Source organism: Pseudomonas sp. SORGH_AS_0199 (assembly GCF_031453735.1).
GTDB classification, from domain to species: domain Bacteria; phylum Pseudomonadota; class Gammaproteobacteria; order Pseudomonadales; family Pseudomonadaceae; genus Chryseomonas; species Chryseomonas aestiva.
The window spans coordinates 3,471,293-3,496,813 of the sequence record NZ_JAVJAE010000001.1 but is presented as its reverse complement, the minus strand read 5'-3'; the positions used below and the strand labels follow the sequence as shown (position 1 = coordinate 3,496,813).

Sequence of the window (25,521 nt, the reverse complement as noted above, 5' to 3'; positions counted from 1 at the left end):
TACCGCCCGGCTCCAAGCACCCTGTTGCGTCCCGTGGCTTGTGCGCGATGCTTTGGTCCTCGCCTAGCTATCCCGCAGTGCTCGACGCAACCCGGCCCTGGCCAGCGAGAAAGCCAGGCAGTCTTCGGCCAGGCCGAGGCCGGCATTGAGCCAGGCGTTGCGGGCGTAGCCCTTGCGCAGATCGATCGCTACCTTGGCGGCGACACAGGCAGCGGTTGCCCCGATCAGTGCAGGCAGCAGTCGCGGTTGCCGCTGCGCACCGGCGAGTGCCGCGGCACTGATGCCACCGGACAGGGCACGGACCAGCATTGAGGGCGCAATGGTGCGGTCCGGCGCGAAGGGCAGTTTGTCGCCCAGGAGCTCCGCCGCAGCCAGGGGTATCCCGTACTGCCGTACTCGAGACGACGCGAGGGTAGGTGCGGGTTCGTCAGCGCTCGCGATATCCTCACGCCCCGCCAGCGCCGCGCTGACCAGGGTCGGCGCCAGCATGCTGCGCATGCCTGTCACCACACCAATGGCCAAGCGCCCCACAAGAGATTGCTGGCTGTCGTCATGGTCGATTCTCCCGGTAGTCATACCAATACGGACCGGGTGTGTGCGGGCCTGTTCAGATTACCGGGTCCGCAGACATTCGCGGCTCGTGCGTGACGTTGCAGGAACGCCGCCGAGGCCTGGCGACGTTCAGTCAACGTTGGCGCTACAACGACTGACGCCTGGGTCGATCAGAAGCGGAATGCCTGGCGCCCGATCAACAGCCAGTGGCCTTTCTGTTTCTGCCAGATCTGAAAGTTCTCGATCTCGGTCGGCACTACCTTGCCACTGTTTACGGCCTGAGCTGAAAAGTGGTTGCGCACCAGCGCGACGTCCCCGGACAGGGTGATCTTCTGGTTGAGCATCTTCAGCTCGTTGAACGCGCTTTTGCCCGTCTCGATGTCGGCGATGAACGCCTGCTTGTCCTGGATGTTGCCGCTCGAATGTCCATAGGTCAGGTTGTCCGCGGTCAGCGCCTTGAGCTGCGCAATATCCTTGTGCCACATGGCCTGGGTCAGCTGGTCGACGGCGGAGGCGACGTCCTTTTCATCACTCGTTGCTGCTGCGACATAGCCACTGAACAGGCAGAGGAAGCCTACCGCCAGTTTCAATTTTTTCATGCTCGGATCCTTTTGTTGTCGTTGTCGGAAATGCCAGGTGGCGAGAGCCACAGATCATGAATTCTTGTCTGTCATCGTATCACTATTCGATTGTGCCTGGCTGGAGGGCGCAAGACCAGTCCTGGGTGGCTATCCGGAAAGTGCCTGTATGAAGGCCGGTTCCCTGGTGGTCAGGACAGCGGTCTGCGCGGAGGCCTGTTGCCGCGTGCACCAGGTGGCGCCGAGTCGAGAGGCCGGTACTGCCGACGGGATGGCCATCCCGCCGCGTTCACCTCAGCAAGGGGACGGGTGGCTCGTCCTCTGCCGTCCAGGCGCCAATGCGCCTGGTACTCGTGGCTGATCGCTACCGACTCAACTCATAGGCGCACATGTTCACCGTGGCCGCTAGATTCAGGGACTCGATGGCGCCCGAGCCGGCGATGGTGAAGGGCTGGGCGTTCAGGGCCGCGAGGTGCTCACGGGGAACGCCGCGGGCTTCGTTGCCGAACAGGTAGCAGTCGAAGGCTGCGAAAGCAGCGGACTGCACCGGCATGCCCTGCATGTCGAGGCAGGCGAGGCGGGGGAAGCGCTCCTGCAGGCCGTCGAGGTCGACGTCCAGCTCCAGCGGGGTGTGGAAGATGGCGCCCATGCTGGCGCGGACCACCTTGGGATTGTAGGGGTCGACGCTGCCCGGGCTGAGCAGGCAGCGAAAACCTCCGAACCAGGCCAGGGTGCGCAGGATGGTGCCCAGATTGCCCGGGTCCTGGATCTCGTGCAGATAGACGGCGCGCTCGCCCTCGACCGCTGCTGCCACAGGCTCCCGGGGCATGGGCACCACCGCAAGGATACCCTGTGGGGTCTTGGTATCGGCAAGCTGCGCCATCTGCCGGTCGCTGATCGGGTGCGTCCGGAACGGACTCTGCCAGTGCTCGTAGGCGCCCGTCACATAGAGTTCGGCCCGCTGCAGCTGGGGATTCCCCAGCGCAGCCTTTTGCAGTTCCAGCGCCAGGTGCTCGCCCTCCACCAGGAAGTGACCGAACTCGGCACGGTACTTCTTCTGGTGGAGCTTCCTGATGTCGTCGAGCTTCATCAGCCAGCGGCCCGAACCAGCGGTGCGGCCTGCGCGTCGCCTTCCGCGAGCATCGCCTTGGCCAGGGCTTCGGCCACCTTGATGCCGTCCACGCCGGCGGACAGGATACCGCCTGCGTAGCCAGCGCCTTCCCCGGCCGGATACAGGCCGCGCAGATTCAGACACTGCAGGCTGTCGTTGTCGCGGGTGATGCGCACCGGCGAGGAGGTGCGGGTCTCGATCCCGGTCAGGATGGCGTCATGGCGGTCGAAGCCGCGGATCTGCCTGCCGAAGGCGGGCAGGGCTTCGCGGATGGCCTCGATGGCGTAGTCGGGCAGCGACGGCGCCAGGTCGCCCAGGCGCACGCCGGGCTTGTAGGAGGGCTCGACTTCACCGAAGGCGGTGGAGGGCACGCCGCGAATGAAGTCGCCGACCAGTTGGCCAGGCGCCGAATAGTCGCTGCCGCCCAATTCGTAGGCGCGCGATTCCAAGCGCTCCTGGAGTTCGACGCCGGCCAGCGGATCACCGGGGAAATCCTGCTCGGGATTAATGCCCACCACGATGCCGGAATTGGCGTTGCGTTCGTTGCGCGAGTACTGGCTCATGCCATTGGTGACCACGCGGCCCGGCTCGGAGGTGGCCGCCACCACGGTGCCGCCCGGGCACATGCAGAAGCTGTAGACGGCGCGGCCGTTCTTGGCGTGATGCACCAGCTTGTAGTCGGCGGCGCCCAGTTCCGGGTGACCGGCGTACTTGCCCAGGCGGGCCTGGTCGATCATGCCCTGGGGGTGTTCGATGCGGAAGCCGACGGCGAAGGGCTTGGCTTCGATGTACACGCCCTGGCGATGCAGCATGCGGAAGGTGTCGCGCGAGCTGTGGCCCAGGGCGAGCACCACGTGGCGGCTGTGCAGGGTCTCGCCATTGGCCAGCACCACGCCTTCGAGCTGACCGTCGTTGATCAGCAGATCGGTCACCTTGGTTTCGAAGCGGACTTCGCCGCCGAGGGCGATGATTTCCTCGCGCATGGCCGCCACCACGCCGGTCAGGCGGAAGGTGCCGATGTGCGGCTTGCTGACGTAGAGGATCTCTTCCGGCGCGCCGGCGCGGACGAATTCGTGCATCACCTTGCGGGCGTAGAACTTCGGATCCTTGATCTGGCTGTAGAGCTTGCCGTCGGAAAACAGGCCCGCTCCGCCTTCGCCGAATTGCACGTTGGATTCGGGGCTCAGCACCTTCTTGCGCCACAGCGCCCAGGTGTCCTTGGTGCGGCTGCGCACCTCCTTACCGCGCTCCAGCACGATGGGCTTGAAGCCCATCTGGGCGAGCAGCAGGGCGGCGAACAGGCCGCAGGGACCGAAGCCCACCACCAGCGGGCGCTCGGCCAGGTTCGCCGGGGCCTGGCCAACCGGATAGTAGCCGGTGTCCGGTGCCGGGCGCACGTGCAGGTCATTGGCCAGGCGCGCCAGCACCGCCGCCTCGTCGCGCACCTCCAGGTCGATGATGTAGATGAACAGGATGACGCTGTTCTTCTTGCGCGCATCGTAGCTGCGCTTGAACACGGTGAAATCGAGCAGGTCGGCGTCGCTCAGCTTCAGGCGCTGGAGGATGGCCTGGCGCAATTCGGCGGGGGTGTGGTCAAGCGGCAGCTGCAGTTCGTTGAGGCGAATCATGGCAATAATCCTGGCCGGTGACTCCGGCAAAGGAAGGGACGAGGAGGGGTAGGGCGGCGATTGTACCCGGCGGCCCCGGCGCTGTCAGGCCGGGACGATGGGCGCTCCTTTGGGCGGTCTGACGGACGCTCGGGCGATCGCCGATTCGTCCAGCCGCGTTATCGGCTTATAATCGCCGCCACTTCGCGGCCGGCCAGACCTGGCGAACGGCCGCTTCTCACCCGCTTTCCCGTGGTAGTTCCAACATGAAAAGATCCAAAAGCAGCCGTCGCTGGCTGGATGAACACGTCAACGATCCCTACGTCAAACGCGCTCAGAAAGACGGCCTGCGCTCGCGCTCCAGCTACAAGCTGATCGAGCTCAACGAGAAGGACAAGCTGATCCGTCCCGGCATGCTGGTCATGGACCTGGGCTCGGCCCCGGGCGGCTGGTCGCAGGTGGCGGGCGGCATCGTCGGCGAGAAGGGCCGCGTGGTGGCCACCGACATCCTGCCGATGGGGGCCCTCGACAACGTCGACTTCGTCCAGGGCGACTTCACCGACGATGCCGTCTTCCAGAAGATTCTCGGCATGCTCGAGGGCCGCCAGCCCGACCTGATCGTCTCCGACATCGCGCCCAACATCAGCGGCGTCGCGGCCGCCGACCAGGCCGCCGCCATGTACCTGGTGGAGCTGACCCTGGACATGGTGCGCCAGGTGCTCAAGCCCGGCGGCAACTACGTGGTCAAGGTGTTCCAGGGCGAAGGCTCCGATGTCTTCCTGAAAGACGTACGCACCTCCTTCGATAAGGTGTCGATCCGCAAGCCCGAAGCCTCGCGTCCCCGCTCGCGCGAGGTCTATCTGGTGGGCAAGGGTTTCAAGGGCCAGCTCTAGCCCTTGCCGCCGGCGCGGGCCTGTTCGCTGGCCCGCCGGGCTGATCGTCCGCTCCGTATTAATACCTGCCGCTACTCACCGAGGGTCTGTGCCGGATGCTGGATCAGCGCGCAGCGCATCGGCGCGTCCGGCGAAAACCTATTCCCCTCTCAGGAGATGCTGAAAACCCCATAGTCAGGGCCAGGACCGACGGCCGTTCCTCTTTGTCCAGGTCACACAACTGTGAAGCGATGTTTCCGGCGGGAGTTAATTCCCGGGCGACTGCTAGGGTTTCCTATTCATCTGCGCTCAAGCAGGGGTTGCGGTGAGCCTGTGCCGAAAACTGGGGGCGGAAGAGATGGATAGCTATGTATTCGAGACCGCCAGAAGATTGCTGACGGAGGTCTACGGATCGCTGTACGAGCTGGAAAGCGGGCATGGCTTCAGGTGCGTAAAGGCCGAGCGCGGCCAGATCTTCCTGTATCGACCGGTCGCCGGGTTGGCCGAGGGCAATCTGGGCGAGATTGCCTTCGAGGTCGAATCCCACGCCAGGCGCGCGGGCCGACGGATCGTCGAAACCCGCCAGTTCTTCAGGCAGTTGAAAGTCGACAGTGGCCACGCCACCGAACGCGACACTCGCTATGACTGGCCGCGGATCGGCTTCACCACGAAAGAAGAGGTCACGCCTCTCGTGCTTCAGCTGAAAGCCTTTCTTGGCGTACGCAGCTGAGACTTTCAGGCCGATAGCGCGGCCAGGGATCCTGAATGCGTCCGCCGGCCGCCTTGGCAGCGAAGGTGCCCACCCGGGGTGAACACCCTCGTCAAAGGGCAACGTATTGCCGGCCCGATCTCAGGCCGGCTCTTCGAAACGGGCATAGCCCACGGGTATGCCGCCTTGGGTGGCATGCCGCGAGCTGTCGACCCGCGCAGCGGCGCGCTTGGCCAGCCCCGGTCCCGAGCGTTTGGGAGCGGGGCGCGTCAGGTCCTGCCCGCCCAGGGCGCTGTTCAGGGTGAAGAACTCCATCAGCTGCTGGAGCAACTCGGCCTGGCTGCTCATCTCTTCGGCAGTGGCGGCCAGTTCCTCGGACGCCGAGGCGTTCTGCTGGGTGACCTGACTGAGCTGCAGCATGGCACCGTTGATCTGCTCGACGCCGGAGGTCTGCTCTTCCGAGGCGGCGGTGATCTCCTGCACCAGGTCGGAGGTCTTGCTGATGGAGGGCACCATCTCGTCCAGCAGCGCGCCGGCACGCTCGGCCAGGGCCACGCTGCCCTGGGCGACGTTGCTGATCTCCTGGGCGGCGACCTGGCTGCGCTCCGCCAGCTTGCGCACCTCGGAAGCCACCACGGCGAAGCCCTTGCCATGCTCGCCGGCCCGCGCCGCCTCGATGGCGGCGTTGAGGGCCAGGAGGTTGGTCTGGTAGGCGATGTCGTCGATGATACTGATCTTGGCCGCGATGGTCTTCATGGCCACCAGGGTGTCCCTGACGGCCTGGCCGCCTTCGTTCGCCTCGCGGTTGGCCTTGCCGGCCATGCCGTCGGTGACCTTGGCGTTCTCGGTGTTCTGGGCGATGGACGCCGACATCTGCTCGACGCTGGCGCTGGTTTCTTCGACCGAGGCGGCCTGTTCGGTGCTCGCCTGGCTGATGCTCTGGGCGGTGGCGGAGATCTCCTCCGAGGCGCTGGCCAGGCCATCGGAGGCGCTGCGGACGTCGCTGATGATCTGCGACAGGCGCTGATTCATGCCGTCCATGGCGCGCAGCAGCGCGGCGGTCTCGTCCCGGCCTTCGGCGTCGATGCGCTGGGTGAGGTCGCCTGCCGCCAGGCGATCGGCGATCGCGACGGCCGCGCGCAAGGGGCGGGTGATGCTGCGACTCATCAGGAAGCCGAGCAGGATGCCAAAGGCCACGCCCACCGCGATGATGCCGATCAGCATGACCCGGCTGCGGGCATAGATCTGGTCGGTGAGGTCGTTGGCGTCGCTGGCGTTCTGCTCCTTGCGCTTGGACAGTTCGGTCATCAGCACACCTACCTGGTCGCCAAAACGGCGAACACTGACCAGCTGACTGTCCAGCTCAGGATCGGCATCACGCAGCGTCCGCTTGCCGGCGATCGCCATGGCCTGGTCCAGCTGAGAGGTATAGCTGCCGAGCAACTCGTCGATCTGCCGGAAATTGGCGGCCGATGCCTCGCTGCTAAAGAGAGGGCGGGCCTTGGCGAGATTGTCCCGCACATTGGCCAGCCCCAGCTTGACCTCCGCCTGGGCACGAGTGCGATCCTCTTCGGAGGTTGCCAGCAGGTAGTTGCTGCGCGCGCGGCCGATGAAGACCAGATTCATATTGGCCTCCTTGATGTAGGAAAGCCCGAGCAATTCGTTCTGATAAAGCTGAGTCGCGAGATCGTTGATCTGACTGCTGTTGCTGAGGCCCGCCAATCCCACCACCAGGCTGATGGACGCCACGGCGATGAAGGACACGATGAGGCGGGTGCCAATCCGGAAATTCTTGAACATCTGAAAGCTCCTCGGAAAAGGACTAGCGGTCACAGCTAGCTGCAGGCGACGACGGGATAGTGACGTCAATAGTCAGGCTTTCGGATCGAATATCTGGAAGTTTATGGTGGCTCTTTGCCGCTTTTACAAATGGCAGCTAATTCGCCGAACTTTCCTGAAGTTTGGCCAATAAACGTTGTTGCAATAGCTTTTCCGGAGGCGGTAAACGTAGCGACGGCGATCTGAGAACTCATCGATCAGCTGGCCTGATCATTCATCTTCGCATCCGAACAGCTCACTCGCGCCTCGTCCATGACCGACTTGGCCGGTGAGCCTTGGCGCGTGCGCCAGACGGCGATGGCAGCACCTGGCTTTATGCCTGGTGTTGCCACAGGGCCTCGATGAAGCCGCGAATCTCTTGGGCCAGGTCGTCATCCTCTGCTGTTCCGCCCATGAAACCGCCGTGGGGCATGCCTTCGCCGAGGTAGAACTCGACAGGCACCCGGGCGCGGCGCAGCCCACGATGCAAGCGCGCCGCGTTGGACAGGAACAGGTCGCGGGTACCCGTTTGCAGGAAGGTAGGCGGCAATCCCTCAAGCTGGCCGAACAAGGGCGAAAGATAGGGGTGGGCGAGATCGGCGTCGCCTGCATAGAGTTGATTGATGGGCATCAGGGGGAGGGGCAGCATCACATCCACGTGGCGGTTGGTGTGGAAACTGTCGCCGGACTCGGTCAGGTCGACCTCGGGTGACAGCAGCACCAGCCCGGCGGGCATCGGCAGACCTTCGTCGCGACCGCGCAAGAGTGTCGCCAGCGCCAGGTTGCCACCGGCCGAACGTCCGATGAGAACGATATCGGCGGGGGAGTACTGGCTCAGCACATGCCGATAGGCCACAAGGCAGTCATCCAGCGCGGCAGGATAGGGAAAGTCAGGCGGCAGGCGATAATCCACGCCGAAGCACCGAACGTCGTAGCGGTCGGCCTGTTGCTGCGCGCCGACGCGGCAGGCCTCGCCACCGCCGAACAACAGGGCACCACCGTGCAGGTCGATACAGGCTCGCTGGGGGTGTGCCGATCCTTCAGGCGTGGCGACATGGATTTCGGTTTCACCGAGGATCAGGGTGTCGACACTGGCGCGGGGGTGGATCGCCATGCCTTTCACCGCCAACGCATAGTGGTCGTTCACCTGGTCCTTGAGCGCTTGCCAGGCTGCCCTGTCCGCTAACGGCGGTAGCGGCTGAAGCGCATTGACCGGAAGCCCCTGGGCAGTGACCAGGCGTTGCAGCGCAGCCCTCGCCGGCGCGCTGATCGAGGTGGGAAAGGGCACGATGCGTTGCGGCACCAACACGCCTTCAGACGGAAGGGTGGTCACGGCCTTGGCCATAAGCGACTCCGGTATTGGGTCCAGTGGGGGACGGCGATGGAGGGGCGAGTCGCCACTTCCGGTAGGCGGGCATCAGGCATGAATCACGGACATTGCAGCGCTCAGCGCGCCGAGCACCTCATCGTCAGGCGCCGCATCCGTTATCAGCGTACTGACGTCGGCCAGCGGGATGATGCCGTAGGGCGAGGCCGCGCCGAGCTTTTCCCGCGTCGCCAGAACGAAGGTCTCCGCCGCCTGGCGGCTGATGATCCGCTTGATCGCGGCTTCTTCGCCATTGCCCGTAGTGGCGCCCGTTTCCGGATGCAGGCCGGTCACGCCCATGAAGTAGCTATCCACGCGCACCCGGGCGATGGCCTCCGCGCAGGCCACCCCCAGGGTGACGATAGAATGCTTGAACAGGCGGCCGCCCACGAGCTCGACCTCGATCAGCGGATGCTCGACCAGCTCCACCGCGATGTTCGGGCTATGGGTCACCACCGTGATCTCGAGGTCCTTGGGCAACTGGCGGACGAGTTGGACATTGGTCGTGCCGCCATCGAGAAAGACGATCTGCCCTGGCTGGATCAAGCGCGCACCCGCCCGGCCGAGGGCCACCTTGCTGGCCGTGGAAGCCTCTTCGCGCTTGGCGTAGTCCGCGACCGCCGCCGAAGCCGGCAAGGCACCGCCATGCACGCGTTGCAGCACACCGTCAGCCGCCAGCTCCCGCAGATCGCGGCGAATGGTGTCTTCCGAGACCCCCAGCTGCTGGCTGAAGGTCTTGGCGACCAGCCGTCCTTCCTGACGCAGTACCTGCTGGATAAGCGCCTTGCGTTCACGGGTGAGCATCCGGGACTCCTGCACGAAAATTCTTGACGTTGCACGAAACTGCACGAATTCTACCGCGAAGCCCCAGGGCGGTAAACACCGCTCGCCAACCCAGAGGACTGCCCATGAGCATCGCCCCGCGTATTCGTGTCGAAGAGGTCGAGGTTTTATCTGACGACTGGTTCGTGCTGAAGAAAACCACCTTCGCCTTCCTGCGCAGTGACGGCACCTGGCAGCGGCAATCGCGAGAGACCTACGATCGCGGCAATGGCGCGACCATCCTGCTCTACGATCCCCAGCGGCGCACCGTGGTGCTGACGCGCCAGCTGCGCTATCCGGCTTTCGTCAATGGGCACGACGACCTGCTGATCGAGGCACCCGCCGGCCTGCTCGACGCCGCCGAACCCGAGGTGCGCATCCGCGCTGAGGTCGAGGAGGAGACGGGCTTTCAGGTGCGGGAAGTGCGGCAGGTGTTCGATGCCTTCATGAGCCCCGGTTCGGTGACCGAGCGGCTGCATTTCTTCGTCGGCGAATACGCCCCGGGCGATCGCAAGTCCGCCGGAGGTGGCAATGTCGCGGAGGGCGAGGACATCGCCGTGCTCGAGGTCGAGCTGGAGGAGGCGCTGGCGATGATCGATGCCGGGACCCTTCGCGACGGCAAGACCATCATGCTGCTGCAGTACGCGGCCCTGAGGCTCATGCCGCGCCTGGCGATCAGCTGATCGCCAAGGCTACCTCGGGCGTTCGCCGCCTGGCGGCTAGGACGACGCCCCGGGGCGCAGGCAGGGCAGCACATGGGCGACATAGTCGGCCTTGCCCAGCTCCACGCCTTGGGCGCGCAGGATGGCGTAGGCGGTCATCACGTGGAAGTAGAACTGCGGCAGGGTCCAGTCGCGGACGTACTGTTCGGTCGTGAAGTCGAATACCAGGCCCTGGGGCAGTTCGTGGGCGACCGGTGCGCCTTCCTGGATGGGACGGCCTGTGCCTGCGATCGCCTCTATCCTGTCCAGGGTTTCGCGGATGCGGGTCTGAGCCTGGGCGAGGGTGCCCGGTTGTTCGCCGGCGTTGCGGCCTTCGTTGAGCAAGTCGGTCAGTTCGGGCGGAAAGGCCTGGTCGTGCAGTCTCAACATTCCTTCCTGGGCCTGGACGCAGGCGAAGCGGATCTGGGTGGCGAGGGGAGACATGTCGGGCGCCAGGCGGGCGGTCAGCAGCGTCTCGGCCGTGCCATCCGGCCGTTGGGCCTCGGCCTTGCCGAGCCAGGCCGACAGGGCGCCAAGCAGATTCCTGTAGGTGGGAACGAGGATATCCGTGAAGGTCATGGCAGGTCCTTGCTGGGTCTGAAGCAGGGTGGGTCGGTCTAGTAGAGGGTGTTGGCGATGCGCTGCGGCAGGGCCCGGTCGTAGGCATCGCCGTCTATCTGGGTCGGACATAGCTGCTTGAGGATCGACCCGGGAGAGGGCAGGGCACTGCGCGGCAGGTGCCTGGTGGCATCCCACAAGCCGGCCCTGATCACCGCGCGGCTGCACTGGAAGTAGACACTGCTGACTTTGATCTCCAGTACCGTCCGCGGGCGCTGGCCCTTGACCTCGAAGCGCGCCAGCAGCGCCGGGTCGACGGCTATACGGGCGGTGCCATTGATCCGTAGCGTCTCGCCAATGCCGGGAATCAGGAACAGCAGCGCTACCTGGGGATCCTGGAGGATGTTGCGCAGCGTATCCAGGCGGTTGTTGCCCCGGCGATCCGGCAGGTAGAGCGTCCTGGCGTCCTCGACCTGCACGAAGCCGGGCGCATCGCCGCGCGGCGAGGCATCCAGTCCCTGGGGCCCGGAGGAGGCCAATACCACGAAGGACGCCGCCTCGATGAAGGGCTGGTAGGCAGGGTGAATGTGGTCTGTTTCCTTGAGGATCGAGGGTGCCGCGACCTCGCCGTAGAGACTTTCCAGCGATTCCAGCGAGGTGATGTAGTCCTGTTCCTGGTTGTCCTGCTCCATGTAAGACTCCTGGTTTGAGGTGCTCTGCGCGCCTTCTCACGCGTGGCTCTTCCGGTGCCAAACGTTCGCGACAGGCGAAGGGTTGGCTGAACTGTAGCCGATACGGTGGAGCAGAGCCCGGTCGGTGGGCAGGTTCCCGCGAGCGTCGCTTGGCTAGGGGTCTTCGCCATAGCGACCCAAAGAAAGCGCAAGCGGCTGGGTACTTATAGCGGTTTGCCGCTGTCCCAGAAGACCTGATCGGCGCCTGTACCTGTTCCAACAGTCGCCCACGAACCCCCCCATTGGCTGACTAAGAGGAACCTCCTGATGACCCAACCCTTACGCCTGTACGAACTGACCGGCGCCGACGACAGCTGCCGCTTCAGCCCCTATTGCTGGCGCATACGGCTGGCACTGGCGCACAAGGGGTTGCCGGTGGAGACCGTGGCCTGGCGCTTCCACGAGAAGGAGGCCATCGCCTTTTCCGGCCAGGGCAAGGTGCCGGTGCTGGTCGACGGCGACCAGTGCGTCAGTGACAGCTGGACCATCGCCGAGTATCTGGATCGCCAGTACCCTGAGCGGCCTGCCCTGTTGGGCGATGCCGCGCTCAAGGCAACGACGCGCTTCATCAACCAATGGGTCGCGGACAGTGTCCATCCGGCGCTGGCACGGTTGATCCTGCCCGACGTCCATGGGGTGCTGGCTGAAGCCGACCAGGACTACTTCAAGCGGACGCGCGAGGCGGCATTCGGCGTGTCGCTGGAGGCCCTGGCTGGGCAACGCGAAACCTCGCTGCAAACCTTCCGCGACGTCCTGAAACCCCTGCGCAGCACCCTGGCGGTGCAGGATTACCTGGCCGGCGAAGCCCCGGCCTATGCCGATCACATCGTCTTCGGCGCCTTTCAGTGGGCGCGGATCGTCAGTGCCCCCCAGGCGTTGCTGGCTCAGGACGATCCCATCACCGCCTGGTGCGAGCGGATGCTCGACGCCTACGCTGGCGTTGCGCGCCACACACCCGCGGCAGCCGAACGGTAGTTCGCCGCCGCGCCTGAGCCGGCGGCTCGCCCGGGCCAGCCGTCGAGGCGTCCACCATAACGAACGCCCCGACGGCAGCGCCGGCACCCCTGGGTTCCTGGCGGAATGCTACTGGATCACCGGCCGGTGCTGGCCAACCGACTCATTCTCTTCCTGCCGATCCCGCTCGGCCGTGAAGTTCCCGGGCAGGGATTCGACATACAGGCTTCTGCTGGAGAGGGCGAAGCGCACGCCGATCTTGGCGAAGGCTTCCATCATCTCCAGATTGATCGCCTGCTGGATGTCCATGTACAGGTTGTAGCTGGCATCCAGGACGATGTAGACGACCTCGAAGTCCAGCGAGCTGTCGCCGAAGGCCAGCAGATGGGCCCGGTCGAAGCGCGTCTTGTCCTGCCGTTGAATGATGTCTTTCAGGGCGGCAGTAACCTGCCTGATCTGCTGCGGCTGGCTGGCATAGGTCAGGCCGAATTTGAAGACGATGCGACGCTCCTGCAGCTTCTTGTAGTTCTGGATGGTGCTGCCGATCATCTCGGCGTTCGCCATGACGATCTGTTCGCCGCCCAGACTTCTGATCCGGGTGGTCTTCAGGCCCACGTGCTCGACGGTGCCCGCCAGCGAGCCGACGACGATGAAGTCGCCCACTTCGAAGGGCTTGTCCACCGCGATGGAGAGGGAGGCGAACACATCGCCGAGGATGTTCTGCACCGCCAGGGCGATGGCGATGCCGCCCACGCCGAGGCTGGCGACGAAGGCGGTGATGTTCACGCCGAGATTGGACAGCATCGCCAGGCCGACCACGGCCCAGAGCAACACCTTGGCGCCCCAGAGTGACAGGGTGGCCAGGGCGCTGCCCTGGTAGACGTCGGCCTGGCTGTGCTTGACGAAGTAGTGGTGCACCGCCAGGGCCACCGCCCGGTTGGCCCACAGCCCGGCCTGCAAGGCCGCCACCACGAACCAGAGGCTGCTGACCCGCGTCAGCCAGCGCTCGGGGAGATCCAGTATCCCCACGCCGATCAGGATGGCGGCCAGCAATAGCAGGGTATTGCTGGTGCTGGAGAGCACCTGGATGGCGATATGGCTGACATGGGCACCCGGTTTCTCGGCGCGGGTCCGCAGATTTCTCAGGACGAAGCCGATGATGGTGCGGGCGAGGGTGAAGCTGAGCAGGATGATGCACAGCATGGCGAGCCAGTTGGCCAGCGAGATGCCGAGCAGACTGGTCGATAGCAGGGTGTTGAAAAATCCGAGATCCATAAAGCAGGGGGTCTTCTAGCCGGTTCAGAAATCGCCACGACTCGGCCGCGCAGGCGCGGTCGCGACTCGTTTTATCCCAGCGCGCTCTTGGTCAACTGGAACACAGGACGCCGTCCGCCGGCTCGGCCATTCAGCCAGGAAACCGCGGCAGGCATCAGCCAGGTTGGAGTCCATTGCGGCGGTGCCGTGCACTTTTTTTCCGGGTCCGGGACCGTTCGGCGCGTGCCGATCAATCGGCTATCAAGCGCGAGCGCCTCTGGCCCGGTGGTTGCGGCGGCCGGTGCCAAGGTGACAAAAAGTGGGCTCGCCCACCCTCGACGGCAGGTGCTAAAGAAAAGGGACAGGCGGGAGGATCGAGCGCCGGTCGCGCTCAGGGAAGCAGCAAGTGGCGGCCCGACTGGGTGACCGACAGCGTTCCGGCCGGCTGGGCCCCCGGGGGTGATTACCTGGTGTGCGAGACCTTGGTGCAGATCAGTCCCGAGCGCCTTGCCGGGCTCAGTGACTGTATCCGGTCGGCTTGTTGCGGATGGTCTTGAGCAGGTCTTCCGGGCTGATGCTGGCCAGTGCCTTGGCCGCGGCCTGGCTGCCCGGCAGCGGCAGGTCGAGGATATGGCCCTTCATCTTGCCCACCACATGCATCTCGCAAGGCTTGCAGTCGAACTTCAGGGTTAGCACCTCGTCGCCGTGGACCAGTTGCATGGGCGCGACCTTGGTGCGCACGCCGGTGACGCCCTTGGCCTGCTTGGGGCAGAGGTTGAAGGAGAAGCGCAGGCAGTGCTTGGTGATCATCACCGGCACCTCGCCAGGCTCTTCGTGGGCCTCGTAGGCGGCGTCGATCAGTTGCACGCCATGGCGGTGGTAGAAGTCGCGGGCCTTCTGGTTGTAGACGTTGTAGAGAAACGACAGGTGCGACTCGGGATACACCGGCGGCGGACTGGTCTCGGCCTTGCGGCGGCCGCGTGGGTAGGCGGCGATGCGCGCCGCGGTCAGCTGCTCGATGGCATCGCGGCGCAACGCCTTGAGTTGTGAATTGGGTACGAAGAAGGCCTGGGGGGCATCCAGGGTCACGTTCAGCGCGTGGTACTCGGTGGTGCCCAGCTGGGTCAGCAGATCGCGCAGCCCATCCAGCGCCTGCTCCGGCTTGTTGGCCATGCCGAAGGGACCGTCCAGGGCAACGATGACGCTCACGCCTTCCTCGCTGATGGCGGTCAGCTGCAATCGCTGCTCGCGCAGCTCGGCCTGCCAGCGCACGCCGATGCGGCGCTCGGCGCTGGTCTTGAGCAGGGCCTGCTGCCAGTTGTGGTCAAGGTTGCGCGACAGCGGATGATTCGGTCGCAGGCGGAACAGCCCCTCGGGCATCTCGTTGGGTTCGACGCGATAGCGATAGCGCTTCGCCCCGTCTTCTTCGAATTCACCTTTCAGTTCGGCAACGTTGGCGCGGAAGCCCACCACCTCGCGCTTGACCAGCACGTTAAGCCCGTCGCCGTTGGACAGCGGCTCTTCGGTCACGGCGATGAAGTCGCGCTTGCTGACCTTTTCCACCTGCCCCACCGGCAGCCCGGTAAAAGTCGGCGAGTCGAAGGCGCCGATGTCCACCTTGCGGTCGGTGACGAAGTAGTCGGTGCTGCCGCGGTGGAAGGTCTTGTCCGGATCGGGCACGAAGAAGTGCGCCGTGCGGCCGCTGGAGGCGCGCGCCAGGTCGGTGCGGTCTTCGAGGATCTCGTCGAGCAACTGGCGGTAGTAGGCGGTGATGTTCTTCACGTAGCCCATGTCCTTGTAGCGCCCCTCGATCTTGAAGGAGCGCACGCCGGCCTCGACAAGGGCACGCAGGTTGGCGCTCTGGTTGTTGTCCTTCATCGACAGCAGATGCTTCTCGAAGGCCACCACCCGACCCTGGTCATCCTTCAGGGTATAGGGCAGGCGGCAGGCCTGGGAGCAGTCGCCCCGGTTGGCGCTGCGGCCGGTCTGGGCATGGGAGATGTTGCACTGGCCGGAAAAGGCCACGCACAGGGCGCCATGGATGAAGAATTCGACGGCCGCGTCGGTCTCGGCGGCGATGGCCGCGATCTCCTGCAGATTCAGTTCGCGCGCCAGCACCAGCTGGGAGAAGCCGGCCTGGTCGAGAAACTTGGCCCGCGCCAGGGTGCGGATGTCGGTCTGGGTGCTGGCATGCAGCTCGATCGGCGGGATGTCCAGTTCCAGTACGCCCAAATCCTGCACGATCAGCGCATCCACGCCGGAGTCGTACAGCTGGTGGATCAGCTTGCGCGCCGGCTCCAGCTCGTCGTCATGCAGGATGGTGTTGATGGTGGTGAACACGCGCGCGTGATAGCGCCGGGCGAATGTCACCAGCTCGGCGATCTCGCTGACCTCGTTGCAGGCATTGTGCCGCGCCCCGAAGCTCGGCCCGCCAATATAGATGGCATCGGCCCCATGCAGGATGGCCTCTCGCGCGATACCGACATCGCGGGCCGGGCTGAGCAATTCCAGATGGTGCTTGGGCAGGGACATGGCGGTTCTTCTCGATCAGGCGTGGCACGGCAAGGCGCGCATTGTAGCGGGCGAGGGGGAGGAGGGCACGCCTGGGGTGCTGGGTGGTTGGCGGCAGTCCACCAACTGGAAAGAGGATCTACAGACTCGTCTGCCGATTAAGGGTTATCCGTGTTTCCGGCCGGCATCCCGGTGAGGGGAGCGCGGCGGGGCAGACGGAGTTGCGGCTGCCAAGGGCTCAAGCACCGACATTCCACCGGATATGGCGTAAGCGCATTCCAAAGGGGAATGAATGCCTGTTCCTCTTTATCGCTTTTTTCCATTAATGGGTCGTCGTAAAACCTCCGTCACCTTTAATAAACATAAAAATCGGAGGACTCATGACCGAATCCCTGGCTTCAAAGCCGGCGCCGGCAGTAGCGGAGCGGTCAGCGCTACAGACGCGGTCCAGGACCCGCTATCGCTGGGTGGTACTGGCGGTCATCGTGGTCGTGTACATGCTCGCTGCAGCCGACCGGGCCAATATCGGCATCGCCTTGCCCTATATCCAAAAGGAGTTCGGCGCGACCAATGCCGAGGTGGGTCTGCTGGTCAGTGCCTTCTTCCTGTTCTACTCGCTGGGTCAGATACCGGCAGGCTTTCTGCTGAGCAAGGTCAGCGTACGCGTGGTCGCTCCCGCAGCGATTGGGCTGACGTCGCTGGTGACGCTGCTGATCGGCACCTCCCACAGCATCGGCATGCTCAAGCTCTATCGCTCGGCCCTGGGCGTGGCAGAAGCTGCCTTGCCGCTGTCGATGCTGAGCACCATCAACCGCTGGTTTCCGCCGCGGGAAAAGGGCACGGCTACCGGGGCGTTCCTGTCCGCCGCGAAGATGGGTGCGGTGATCGCACCGCCACTGGGGGCGGCGCTGATTCTGCTCGATGGCTGGCGCACCATGTTCATCGCCTTCGCCCTGCCAGGCGTGCTGCTGGCCTTGCTCTGGTGGTGGCTCGTCCCCAATGACCCGCGGGCCTGCAAGCAGGTCAGTGACGCCGAAGCCGAGCACATCGAAGACCAGACGACTGCGCACAGCGAGTCGGTCCGTAAGCACCGGGATTTCGGCAGGCTCGACCGCACGCTGCGCTATGAGCGCACCCCCGTCCTGGATACGTCCCGCTCCGTGTTCAGATCCTGGAACATCTGGGGGTGTGGTCTGGGCTACCTGCTCATGACCGGTGTGGTGAACGTGCTCCTGGCCTGGCTCCCCAAGTACCTGGGTGAGGTGAAGCACTTCGAACTGATGCAGGTCGGCTTCGTGGCGTCCTTGCCCTTCGTTGGCGGGGTGCTTGGCAACATCGTCGGCGGCTGGCTGTCGGATCGTATTCTGGATCGCCGTCGCAAACCGACCATGATGATCAGCGCGGTAGCGACCTGCGTGATGATGGTCGCGCTGGTTTACGCGCCCAATGGGCTGCTCGCGGTCGGTCTGTTGCTGTTCGGTACCGGCTTTCTGCTCAATATCGGCTACTCGTCGTTCTCGGTCTATTCGATGGGACTGACGACCAGAACGACCTATCCGGTGGCTGCATCCGTGGTCAACAGCGCGGGTCAGGCAGGGGGTGCCATGGCGCCGCTGATCACCGGCTTCCTGCTGGACAGCTACAGCTGGACGGCAGTGTTCATCTTCCTCGGCGTCTGCTCCCTGGCCGCGCTGGCCTTCGTGCTGACCATTTCCGAGCCGGCTACCGCGCCTGTCGGCGAGTCGGGTGCCTAGCGGGTCGAGTAGCCCGGCAAGGTCTTGACCATTGCCCCGCGAAAGTTACGCGCGGGGCGATGCAGCGGTCCCTGACTAACGCTGCAACTGTTTCGTGAAGTCGCAGAGTTGCGTCGCCAGCGTGGCAATCTCGGCGACGAAGGTCGAGGGCCGGTCGTTGCGGTACATCGCCATGTAGGGAACCGGTGGCAGCTCGGGATCGGTCTCGACGATGACGAGCTTGCCTTCGTCCACCAGCGGGCGGAAACACTCGCGCGGCAGATAGGTGACGCCCAGGCCCGCCGAGGCCAGGCCGAGCATGGCGGTAAGGCTGTCGGAGGAGAGGATCCTCGGTAGCTCTATGCCGCGTGCATGCAGCCAGCGGTTCACGAACAGGCCGGACCCTGACTTCTTGCCCTGCATCAGCATGGGATACTTGGCCAGCTCGGCCAGGCTCACCACGCCTGAACTCCGCACCAGTCCCGGCGCAGCCATCCAGGCATTCTCCACGGTCGCCAGGGGCACGCTGGTGACCTCAGGTGCCGTGAAGGTGTCCGGGATCACGATGAGGTCGACCAGGTCGTCCATCAGCCGCTCGTGCAGGTTGCGACTCATGTCGACCTCGGGTTCCACGGTCAGCCCAGGGAAGTCCGCGACCAGTCGCGTGACCAGGCGCGGTAGCCAGGTCCAGGCGGTGAGTTCGGTAACGCCCAGTCGCAGGCGGCGGGTGGTGACGTGCTTGCCATCCTTGAGCGAGGTGATGCGTTCGTTCAGATCGAGCATCTCCCGCGCGATGACCAGCAGCTCCTCGCCCTCGGCGGTGAAGCGGGCACCCCGCTGCGAGCGATCGAACAATTGCAGGCCGGTGGAGGACTCCAGCTCCTGCACCCGTTTCGAGATGGCCGACTGGGTGGTGTTGAGGTGTTCCGCAGCCCTTTCGAAGGTACCCAGACGTTCGATCCAGTGCAGCGCCAGCAATTGCCGTAGCGTGACCATTGGCATTCCTTCAGGGCATGAGTGGTCATATCTTAATATCGCTTTTTCTATTTGGCCACCGGCCTATCCTCGACGTCATCCAACAAGAGGAGCCCCCATGAACGTCATCGCTTCCCGTCCGACCGCGCTGGTCGAAGCCTTCGCCCGCACCTCCACCTCGATCATCAGCGACTGTCTCGACCGGCTTCCAGGCGCTCGGCTGCGACCCTTCCACCGGATCGAAGGCACCATGGCGGGCCTTGCCCTCACCGTCAAAGTACCCGCCGGCGACAATCGGGCGATCCACCAGGCGCTGGAGCTTCTCGTTCCTGGCCAGGTGCTGGTGGTCGATGGCGGCGGCGACCTGAGTCGCGCCCTGATGGGCGACATCATGGCGGCTATCGCGGAAAAGCGCGGTGCCGCGGGGGTCGTCGTCGATGGGGCGATCCGCGACCTGGCGACGATCAGCAAGGGCAGCTTTCCCATCTTCGCGCGTGGGGGCTATCACCGGGGGCCCTACAAGAACGGCCCGGGCGAGATCAACGTGCCGGTGAGCATTGGCGACATGATCGTTTCACCAGGAGACCTCGTCGTGGGTGACCATGACGGCATTGTCGCCTTTCCCATCGCCCAGGCGGCGGAGTTGCTCGACCGTTGCCTGGCGACCGAGCGCAAGGAAGCGGAGATGCTCGCGCAGATTGCCGCTGGAACCTACCGGGGCGCCTACGCGGCCCATTGATTACGGAAGAAGCAAATGAAGCTAGCGATTATCGGCGCAGGCGAAGTGGGTCTTACCTATGCGTACCCCTGGGTGGCCGCGGGACATGAAATCCTCTTGTGTGACCTCAGGCCCTCACCCAGAGCCCAGGCCTTCGCGAAAGCGCACGACCTGCCACTCTTCACCTCGATAGAGGACGCGGTGGCCGCTTGTGACGTCGTCGTCTCCTGCGTTTTCGGCACCGTCTCGCTCCCGGTCGCCGAGCAGGCGCTTGCCCTTATGCAGGCGGGTGCGCTGTTCATCGACATGACCACCGCGGATCCGCAGCAGATCAGGCGAGCCGCGGCCATCGCGGCCGAGCGCTCGATCTCTTATGTGGACGTGGCCATCCTGGGGGCCATTGCGTTGACGCACGCGAAAACCAATCTGCTGGGCGCCGGCATTGGCCTGGACCGCGCGGTCGTCCTCTTTGCGGAAGCCGGCGCACCGCTCAAGCCGGTCGAGGGAGGCGCCGCAGGCGATGCAGCCGCCCTGAAAATCCTGCGCAGCGTGTTCACCAAAGGCCTGGAAGCCCTGACCATCGAGTGCTTCATGGCGGCCGAGAAGCAGGGCGTCACGGAACAGCTCCACGATGCTCTGAGCGATATCGACCAGGCTTCGCTCAGGGACTTTCTCGGCGCCCTGATCAGGACGCATGTCGTCCACGCTCCGCGCCGTCTCAAGGAAGTGGAAGAGGCCGAACGCCAACTGCGGGCTGCCGAGCTGCCGGTGGCGGTGCTGCCCGGGGTCAGGGAAGTGTTTGCGCGGACAGCCGCGCAGCTCGCACGCGAGCCTGTCGACACGGCATCGCCGACTCTCGACCAGGCCTTTGCCTGGCTGTTCAAGGCCAATGGCGTGGTGAGGTAGCGGGTACTTGATTAAGCACCGAGCGGCTATGACCGCTCGGCGATTTCAGTACCTGGGGTCAAGGCGCCTCTGGCCCAGAGATCGCATCCGGCACCGCCGCCCGCCCCAGCAACTCCTTCAGAATACTCAGGCGAAATTGCCGCTGCAGCGTTACCGCATAGAAGCGTTCGGCGATCTCGGGGACTTCGGCGTAGAGCTGCAGGGCGCCGCTGCGCAGTTCGTCCTGCACCACCACAGCGGGCAGCAGGGCCAGGTCGCCGGAGTCGCGGGCCAGCAGACGCAGCAGGGCCATGTCGTCGACCTCGGCGCAGATGCGCGGCGTCAGCCCCTGGCCGCTGCAATAGACGTCGAACTGGCTGCGCACGTCGCTGCTGCGCCCGGGCACGATCAGGCGGGCCTGTTGCAGGTCCCGGTGGAGGTCGAAGGGGCGACTGTCCTGGCGCGGCGGGCCGATCAGGCACACTGGCTGGCGATGGAGCAGGCGGCATTGCCAGGTGCGCTGGCTGTCGGCGCTCACCGCCTGGTTGGTCAGCACCACGTCCAGCTTGTGCAGGGCCAGGCGCTCCAGCAATTCGTCCACGCTGCCGGATTCGAGGGTCAGCACCAGGTCTTCACGACCGAGGAAGGGGCGCAGCAGGTTTTCCTGGAAGTTGCGCGAGAGGGTCGCCACGGAGCCGATGCGCAGTGTCTGGTTGGCTTCCTGGGTGTTCTGCAAGGTGTCCTGCAACTCGCTGCCCAGGGCGAAGATCGTGTCGGCGTAGTCCAGCACCAGCTGCCCTGCTTCGGTCAGCCGCAGGCTCCGTCCGGAGCGGATGAACAGGGGATGGCCAAGCTGGTCTTCCAGCACGCGGATCTGGGTGGAGAGGGCGGACTGGGAGACATGCAGCGCCTCGGCGGCGCGGGTGAGATTGCCTTCCTTGGCGACGGCCCAGAAGTAGTGCAGGTGATGGAAATTGAGTCGGCGCATGCTTCGTTCTTTAAAAGTGAACGTTAGGTTCTGATCAATCTATTTTAAATAATTCGTACACATCCGGACACTGTCGCTATCTGGTGTTCATGGAGTGTGCACGATGTCTGGCCTGCTGTTTTCCCTCGCCCCACTGTTGCCCTGGGTCTATGCCCTGGCGCTGTTGCCCGCGGTGTTCCTCGCTTCACCGAGCCAACTCTGGATACCTGCGCGGGTCGCGGGTTATCTGGGTGTCTTGCTGGTGCTGGCGGCCTGGCTACAGGCGCTCGTCGGCACCCAGGATCCTGATCGCCTCGGCCTGGCGATGGCCGGAATCATCAGCCTGCTGGCGCTGGTGATCATCGAGTATTCCCGGCGCTATCTGGAGGGGGAAGCAGGGCAGCGGCGCTACGTGCTCGCCCTGCTGGCCACCCTGGCGGCGGTGGCGACGGTGGTCACCAGCGGCAACCTGCTGTTGATTACCGGGGCCTGGATCCTCTCCAGCCTGTGCCTGCACCAGCTGCTGACCTTCTACCGCGAGCGCCCGCAGGCCGTCGTCGCGGCCCACAAGAAATTCCTCGCCAGCCGCCTCGCCGATGTCAGCCTGCTGCTGGCGACCCTGCTGCTGGTGCAGGCCGGCGGTAGCAGCCAGCTCGCGCTGATCCTTGCCGCCGTGAACGCCCAGGTGCAGGCGGGGGGTGCGCTCGGTTGGGAGCTGCAGGGCGCGGCGCTGCTGCTGGCGCTGACGGTGATCCTGAAATCGGCCCAGTTGCCGGTGCATGGCTGGCTGATCCAGGTGATGGAGGCTCCCACGCCGGTCTCGGCCCTGCTGCATGCCGGGGTGGTCAACCTGGGCGGCTTCGTGCTGCTGCGCTTCGCCCCGCTGTTTTCCGCCGCGGTTCCGGCGCAGAGCCTGCTGGTGCTGGTCGGCGGCCTGACCGCGGTCCTCGCGGCCCTGGTGATGATGACCCGGATCAGCATCAAGGTCCGCCTGGCCTGGTCGACCTGCGCGCAGATGGGCCTGATGCTGCTGGAATGCGGGCTGGGGTTGTACGAACTGGCGCTGGTGCACCTGCTGGCCCACTCGCTCTACAAGGCCCATGCCTTCCTGGCCGCGGGTGAAACGGTCGCCCACGCCCGCCAGCATGCCCTGCAGCCGCAGGCCGCGGCGCTCGACCCGGGCGGGCTGTTGCGCGCACTGCTGGTGGCCGCGCTGATGCTGGCGCTGCTGCAAGGGCTTTGCGCCTGGCTGCTGCCCGGTCATGCGTTGCCCCTGGTGGCCCTGACGCTGCTGGCGATCGGCCTGGCGCCCTGGATCCTGCGCCGCGACCAGCCAGCCCATGGCTTGCTCATGTTCGGCCTGCTGCTCGGCGCTTACCTGCTGTGGCATCAGGCGGCCGGCTGGATCCTCGGCCAGCACCTCGCTGCGGCGCCGCTGCCGCTGGCCCTGGTGGCGATGGTCATGCTGGTCGGGCTCTACCTGCTGCAGGGCCTGCTGCTGGCCCGGCCGCGCGGCGCCCTGGCGCAACGGCTCTACCCGCTGGCCTTTGCCGGCTTCTACCTGGATGAGCACTTCACCCGCCTGACCTTTCGCCTGTGGCCGGCGCGTGTGCCCCAGCCCCTGAGCGCAACCCTTGGAGACCGCCCATGACTGCCTTCGAAACGCTTTCCAGCCCCAAGCACCAGGCGCTGCACGAGGCGGCCCGCCAGGCCTGTGCGCGCATCGCGCCGACCTGGCCGCTGGATCGCATGATCGCCGTCAACCCGCTGTGGGAGCGGCGCGATCAGGCCTGGCAGAGCGTGGCCGCGCAGCTCTGGCAGCGCGCCGGCAGCCGCCTGACCCTGGACGCCGCCGACTATCGCCAGGCCTGGCAGGACGGTCGCATCGCCGAGCGCCATCTGCAGCAGGCGCTGGCCGAGCAGGGGGAATCCTGCAAGCCGGTAAGGCTGCTGGAGGTACTGGAGGCCCCCGCGGAGGTCGGCCACGGTCTGCCGCTGCTGGAGGACCTCGCCGAGCCGGGGATCCCGCTCCCGGGCTGGCCGGCGCTGATCACCCACCAGATCGGGCAGAGCTGCGCGGCCTGGTTCGATCACGAGCAGGCGGATTGGCGTCCGGCAGAGGGTGGCGGGCTCTATCAGACCTGGCGCGCGAGCCTGCTGGCCGACCGGGGCCTGAGCGTCCTCAGTGGCTGCCGGGATCTGCATCAGCGGATCGCAGCGTTGCCGGCGCAACCCGAAGCGGCCCTGGAGGCGGCGGTCGAACACCTGGGACTGCCAGCGCCAGACTGGGCGGCCTGGTTCGACTGCCTGCTGCTGCGCAATTTGGGTTGGGCCTCCTGGTGCGCCTATCGGCGCTGGCAGGCCCGGCTGCAGGGCGAGGACGACCAGACGATGCTGGAGCTGCTGGCCATCCGCGCGGCCTGGGAATGGCTGGTGGATGATCGCCGGCGCGATGCCGAGAGCCGCTGGCACAGTTGGCGGGCGGCCTGGGAGGAGCGCTTGCAGCGGATGCCTTCGGCCAACTGGCAGGCCCTGCAGCTCTGGCAGCGCGCCGACGAGCTGGCCTGGCAGGAACACCTGCAGCAGGCGCTGTGCCAGAGCATCCCGGCAGCCTTGCCCCCGGTGCCGCTGGCCAAGCTGTTCTTCTGCATCGACGTGCGTTCCGAGCCCCTCAGGCGTGCCTTGGAGCTGACCTGTCCGGCACTGGAAACCGGCGGTTTCGCCGGCTTCTTCGGGCTGCCCATCGCCTATACGCCGCTGGGTACCGATGCCACGCGCCCGCAGTTGCCGGGCCTGCTCGCGCCGCAACTGCAGGTCAGTGACGGCAGTGGCGATGCCACGCGGGATCGGCAGCTGGCACAGCTGCGTCAGGGGCGCCTGGCACGGCAGGGCCGCTGGCGGCTGTTCGAGCGGCTGCCGGCCTCGACCTTCACCCTGGTGGAAAGCGTTGGGCTGGGCTACGCCGGGGCGCTGCTGGGACGGACCTATGGCCTGGCCGGTGGTGCGCCTTCGCCCGAACTCAGCGCCTGGCGTCGTCAGGAACGGCAACAGCTGCAACCACAGCTACCGGCGATGTCCCGGCTGCAGCAGGTCGACCTGGCCGAGCGCATTCTCAAGGCCATGGGGCTCAACGGGCCGGTGCCGTCCCTGTTGGTGCTGCTCGGCCACGGCAGCCAGAGCGCCAATAATCCTCAGGCAGCGGGTCTGGACTGCGGTGCCTGCTGTGGCCAGAGCGGCGAGATCAATGCGCGGCTACTGGCCGGCCTGCTCAACGAACCCGAGGTGCGTGACGGGCTGCGGGTGCGCGGCCTCGACCTGCCGCCGTACTGCCAGGTGCTGGCCGGGCTGCACAACACCACGACGGATGAGGTGCAGGTCTTCGGGTACGAGGGGCTTCCCGCAGAGCTCCAGCCCAGCTGGCAGCGCCTGCGGCTGGCGCTGGACAGCGCCAGCGCCGAGGTGCGGCGGCAGCGGGCTGGCAAACTGGGCCTGGCACCGCTGCCGGAACAGCCGGACAGACTGCTCGGCCAGCTGCGCCGGCGCGCTCGGGACTGGGCGCAGACCCGGCCGGAATGGGGCCTCGCCGGCAATGCCGCCTTCATTGCCGCGCCGCGGGCGTGCACCCGCGCGGTGGACCTGGAGGGCCGCGTCTTCCTGCACGACTACGACTGGCGGCAAGACCAGGAGGGCAGGGTGCTGGAGCTGATCATGACGGCGCCCATGGTGGTGGCGCACTGGATCAACCTGCAGTACTTCACCTCGACCACCGACAACCTGCGCTTTGGCAGCGGCAACAAGTTGCTGCACAACGTGGTGGGCGGCCATATCGGTGTGTTCGAAGGCAACGGCGGCGACCTGCGCATCGGGCTGGCGCGTCAGTCGCTGCACGACGGCCAGCAGTGGATGCATCGTCCGCTACGGTTGCACGTGGTGATCGAGGCGCCGCGCGCGATGATCGATCAGGTGATCGCCTACCAGTCCGTAGTGCGCGATCTGGTGCGCAACGGCTGGTTGCACCTGCTGCGTCTGGATGGCCTGCCGGCTTGCCTCGAGGTGCGTACGGCCGGGGGATGGCGGCCCTTGCCCAAGGTCTGACGCT

21 protein-coding genes and 1 pseudogene are annotated in these 25,521 nt (G+C 65.5%); 9 read left to right on the top strand and 13 right to left on the bottom strand.

What is annotated here, in order from left to right; translation table 11 throughout:
- Positions 1–63: 63 nt before the first annotated feature.
- From QE444_RS16425 to QE444_RS16410, 4 genes and pseudogenes are all read right to left on the bottom strand, one after another.
- A pseudogene (locus QE444_RS16425) lies at positions 64–554 on the bottom strand (DUF4126 domain-containing protein).
- A gap of 168 nt (positions 555–722) precedes the next feature.
- Positions 723–1,151 (bottom strand): nuclear transport factor 2 family protein, encoded by a 429-nt coding sequence (locus QE444_RS16420; protein WP_187979577.1) that lies wholly within the window; start codon positions 1,149–1,151, stop codon positions 723–725.
- A gap of 343 nt (positions 1,152–1,494) precedes the next feature.
- Positions 1,495–2,220, bottom strand: coding sequence for an RNA methyltransferase (locus QE444_RS16415; protein WP_273862190.1), 726 nt, complete (start codon positions 2,218–2,220; stop codon positions 1,495–1,497).
- On the bottom strand, positions 2,220–3,869 hold the full coding sequence (locus QE444_RS16410) for an NAD(P)/FAD-dependent oxidoreductase (RefSeq protein ID WP_309739982.1): 1,650 nt from the start codon (positions 3,867–3,869) through the stop codon (positions 2,220–2,222). The genes QE444_RS16415 and QE444_RS16410 overlap by 1 nt, the downstream gene beginning before the upstream one ends.
- A 245-nt stretch (positions 3,870–4,114) precedes the next feature.
- Here QE444_RS16410 and rlmE point away from each other — a divergent pair, with 245 nt between their 5' ends.
- Together rlmE and QE444_RS16400 are read left to right on the top strand one after the other, a co-directional pair.
- Positions 4,115–4,741, top strand: coding sequence for a 23S rRNA (uridine(2552)-2'-O)-methyltransferase RlmE (rlmE, locus tag QE444_RS16405; RefSeq protein WP_309739979.1), 627 nt, complete (start codon positions 4,115–4,117; stop codon positions 4,739–4,741).
- Between the two features lie 337 nt (positions 4,742–5,078).
- Positions 5,079–5,450, top strand: coding sequence for a hypothetical protein (locus tag QE444_RS16400; protein WP_309739976.1), 372 nt, complete (start codon positions 5,079–5,081; stop codon positions 5,448–5,450).
- Between the two features lie 120 nt (positions 5,451–5,570).
- Here QE444_RS16400 and QE444_RS16395 read toward each other — a convergent pair whose 3' ends face one another.
- The 3 genes from QE444_RS16395 to QE444_RS16385 form a co-directional block, all read right to left on the bottom strand.
- The gene (locus QE444_RS16395; RefSeq protein ID WP_309739973.1) at positions 5,571–7,229 is read right to left on the bottom strand and encodes a methyl-accepting chemotaxis protein; all 1,659 of its coding nucleotides are present in this window, start codon (positions 7,227–7,229) and stop codon (positions 5,571–5,573) included.
- Positions 7,230–7,581: 352 nt separating this feature from the next.
- On the bottom strand, positions 7,582–8,592 hold the full coding sequence (locus tag QE444_RS16390) for an alpha/beta hydrolase (RefSeq protein WP_309739969.1): 1,011 nt from the start codon (positions 8,590–8,592) through the stop codon (positions 7,582–7,584).
- A gap of 72 nt (positions 8,593–8,664) precedes the next feature.
- Positions 8,665–9,417, bottom strand: a complete 753-nt coding sequence (locus QE444_RS16385; RefSeq protein ID WP_309739966.1) for a DeoR/GlpR family DNA-binding transcription regulator — start codon at positions 9,415–9,417, stop codon at positions 8,665–8,667.
- A gap of 104 nt (positions 9,418–9,521) precedes the next feature.
- Between QE444_RS16385 and QE444_RS16380 the strand changes: the two genes are divergently transcribed.
- Complete coding sequence (locus QE444_RS16380; RefSeq protein ID WP_309739963.1) at positions 9,522–10,118, top strand: NUDIX domain-containing protein; 597 nt, start codon at positions 9,522–9,524, stop codon at positions 10,116–10,118.
- 36 nt (positions 10,119–10,154) lie between these two features.
- On the opposite strand, the gene QE444_RS16375 is transcribed toward QE444_RS16380, so the two are convergent.
- Together QE444_RS16375 and QE444_RS16370 are read right to left on the bottom strand one after the other, a co-directional pair.
- On the bottom strand, positions 10,155–10,715 hold the full coding sequence (locus tag QE444_RS16375) for a DUF1993 domain-containing protein (RefSeq protein ID WP_309739960.1): 561 nt from the start codon (positions 10,713–10,715) through the stop codon (positions 10,155–10,157).
- 38 nt (positions 10,716–10,753) lie between these two features.
- Positions 10,754–11,386, bottom strand: coding sequence for a pyridoxamine 5'-phosphate oxidase family protein (locus QE444_RS16370; protein WP_280306568.1), 633 nt, complete (start codon positions 11,384–11,386; stop codon positions 10,754–10,756).
- A 306-nt stretch (positions 11,387–11,692) separates the two neighbouring features.
- Between QE444_RS16370 and QE444_RS16365 the strand changes: the two genes are divergently transcribed.
- Complete coding sequence (locus QE444_RS16365; protein WP_309739957.1) at positions 11,693–12,400, top strand: glutathione S-transferase family protein; 708 nt, start codon at positions 11,693–11,695, stop codon at positions 12,398–12,400.
- Positions 12,401–12,508: 108 nt separating this feature from the next.
- Here the strand turns inward: QE444_RS16365 and QE444_RS16360 are convergent, their stop codons facing one another.
- Entirely contained in the window at positions 12,509–13,654 is a 1,146-nt protein-coding gene (locus QE444_RS16360; RefSeq protein WP_309739954.1) for a mechanosensitive ion channel family protein, read from the bottom strand.
- A 495-nt stretch (positions 13,655–14,149) separates the two neighbouring features.
- Positions 14,150–16,165, bottom strand: a complete 2,016-nt coding sequence (locus QE444_RS16355) for a U32 family peptidase (protein WP_309739951.1) — start codon at positions 16,163–16,165, stop codon at positions 14,150–14,152.
- A 359-nt stretch (positions 16,166–16,524) separates the two neighbouring features.
- Here QE444_RS16355 and QE444_RS16350 point away from each other — a divergent pair, with 359 nt between their 5' ends.
- Complete coding sequence (locus QE444_RS16350; RefSeq protein WP_309739948.1) at positions 16,525–17,898, top strand: MFS transporter; 1,374 nt, start codon at positions 16,525–16,527, stop codon at positions 17,896–17,898.
- Positions 17,899–17,973: 75 nt separating this feature from the next.
- On the opposite strand, the gene QE444_RS16345 is transcribed toward QE444_RS16350, so the two are convergent.
- A complete protein-coding gene (locus QE444_RS16345; RefSeq protein WP_058790481.1) occupies positions 17,974–18,873 on the bottom strand; it encodes a LysR family transcriptional regulator in 900 nt (299 codons plus the stop codon).
- Between the two features lie 97 nt (positions 18,874–18,970).
- Here QE444_RS16345 and QE444_RS16340 point away from each other — a divergent pair, with 97 nt between their 5' ends.
- Entirely contained in the window at positions 18,971–19,591 is a 621-nt protein-coding gene (locus QE444_RS16340; RefSeq protein WP_133860938.1) for an RraA family protein, read from the top strand.
- A gap of 15 nt (positions 19,592–19,606) precedes the next feature.
- Positions 19,607–20,476 (top strand): NAD(P)-binding domain-containing protein, encoded by an 870-nt coding sequence (locus QE444_RS16335; RefSeq protein WP_309739939.1) that lies wholly within the window; start codon positions 19,607–19,609, stop codon positions 20,474–20,476.
- Between the two features lie 58 nt (positions 20,477–20,534).
- Here the strand turns inward: QE444_RS16335 and QE444_RS16330 are convergent, their stop codons facing one another.
- On the bottom strand, positions 20,535–21,443 hold the full coding sequence (locus tag QE444_RS16330) for a LysR family transcriptional regulator (protein WP_280306580.1): 909 nt from the start codon (positions 21,441–21,443) through the stop codon (positions 20,535–20,537).
- A 103-nt stretch (positions 21,444–21,546) separates the two neighbouring features.
- On the opposite strand from QE444_RS16330, the gene QE444_RS16325 reads away from it, so the two are divergent.
- Both QE444_RS16325 and QE444_RS16320 read left to right on the top strand, forming a co-directional pair.
- Positions 21,547–23,073 carry an NADH-quinone oxidoreductase subunit L gene (locus QE444_RS16325; protein WP_273862170.1) on the top strand — a complete coding sequence of 509 codons (1,527 nt, stop codon included), beginning with the start codon at positions 21,547–21,549 and terminating at the stop codon, positions 23,071–23,073.
- Positions 23,070–25,517: a DUF2309 domain-containing protein gene (locus tag QE444_RS16320; protein WP_309739932.1), complete on the top strand. Its 2,448-nt coding sequence runs from the start codon at positions 23,070–23,072 to the stop codon at positions 25,515–25,517. The genes QE444_RS16325 and QE444_RS16320 overlap by 4 nt, the downstream gene beginning before the upstream one ends.
- The last annotated feature ends 4 nt before the right edge of the window (positions 25,518–25,521 follow it).

Bases quoted from the DNA above. Each gene is read 5' to 3' on its own strand.
- QE444_RS16410 (WP_309739982.1), bottom strand. From the start codon at position 3,869: ATGATTCGCCTCAACGAACTGCAGCTGCCGCTTGACCACACCCCCGCC.
- QE444_RS16350 (WP_309739948.1), top strand. From the start codon at position 16,525: ATGACCGAATCCCTGGCTTCAAAGCCGGCGCCGGCAGTAGCGGAGCGG.
- QE444_RS16375 (WP_309739960.1), bottom strand. From the start codon at position 10,715: ATGACCTTCACGGATATCCTCGTTCCCACCTACAGGAATCTGCTTGGC.
- QE444_RS16335 (WP_309739939.1), top strand. From the start codon at position 19,607: ATGAAGCTAGCGATTATCGGCGCAGGCGAAGTGGGTCTTACCTATGCG.
- QE444_RS16390 (WP_309739969.1), bottom strand. From the start codon at position 8,592: ATGGCCAAGGCCGTGACCACCCTTCCGTCTGAAGGCGTGTTGGTGCCG.
- QE444_RS16355 (WP_309739951.1), bottom strand. From the start codon at position 16,165: ATGTCCCTGCCCAAGCACCATCTGGAATTGCTCAGCCCGGCCCGCGAT.
- QE444_RS16370 (WP_280306568.1), bottom strand. From the start codon at position 11,386: ATGGAGCAGGACAACCAGGAACAGGACTACATCACCTCGCTGGAATCG.
- QE444_RS16330 (WP_280306580.1), bottom strand. From the start codon at position 21,443: ATGCGCCGACTCAATTTCCATCACCTGCACTACTTCTGGGCCGTCGCC.
- QE444_RS16415 (WP_273862190.1), bottom strand. From the start codon at position 2,220: ATGAAGCTCGACGACATCAGGAAGCTCCACCAGAAGAAGTACCGTGCC.
- QE444_RS16395 (WP_309739973.1), bottom strand. From the start codon at position 7,229: ATGTTCAAGAATTTCCGGATTGGCACCCGCCTCATCGTGTCCTTCATC.
- QE444_RS16380 (WP_309739963.1), top strand. From the start codon at position 9,522: ATGAGCATCGCCCCGCGTATTCGTGTCGAAGAGGTCGAGGTTTTATCT.
- QE444_RS16400 (WP_309739976.1), top strand. From the start codon at position 5,079: ATGGATAGCTATGTATTCGAGACCGCCAGAAGATTGCTGACGGAGGTC.
- QE444_RS16320 (WP_309739932.1), top strand. From the start codon at position 23,070: ATGACTGCCTTCGAAACGCTTTCCAGCCCCAAGCACCAGGCGCTGCAC.
- QE444_RS16360 (WP_309739954.1), bottom strand. From the start codon at position 13,654: ATGGATCTCGGATTTTTCAACACCCTGCTATCGACCAGTCTGCTCGGC.
- QE444_RS16385 (WP_309739966.1), bottom strand. From the start codon at position 9,417: ATGCTCACCCGTGAACGCAAGGCGCTTATCCAGCAGGTACTGCGTCAG.
- QE444_RS16345 (WP_058790481.1), bottom strand. From the start codon at position 18,873: ATGGTCACGCTACGGCAATTGCTGGCGCTGCACTGGATCGAACGTCTG.
- QE444_RS16340 (WP_133860938.1), top strand. From the start codon at position 18,971: ATGAACGTCATCGCTTCCCGTCCGACCGCGCTGGTCGAAGCCTTCGCC.
- QE444_RS16365 (WP_309739957.1), top strand. From the start codon at position 11,693: ATGACCCAACCCTTACGCCTGTACGAACTGACCGGCGCCGACGACAGC.
- QE444_RS16325 (WP_273862170.1), top strand. From the start codon at position 21,547: ATGTCTGGCCTGCTGTTTTCCCTCGCCCCACTGTTGCCCTGGGTCTAT.
- QE444_RS16420 (WP_187979577.1), bottom strand. From the start codon at position 1,151: ATGAAAAAATTGAAACTGGCGGTAGGCTTCCTCTGCCTGTTCAGTGGC.
- rlmE (WP_309739979.1), top strand. From the start codon at position 4,115: ATGAAAAGATCCAAAAGCAGCCGTCGCTGGCTGGATGAACACGTCAAC.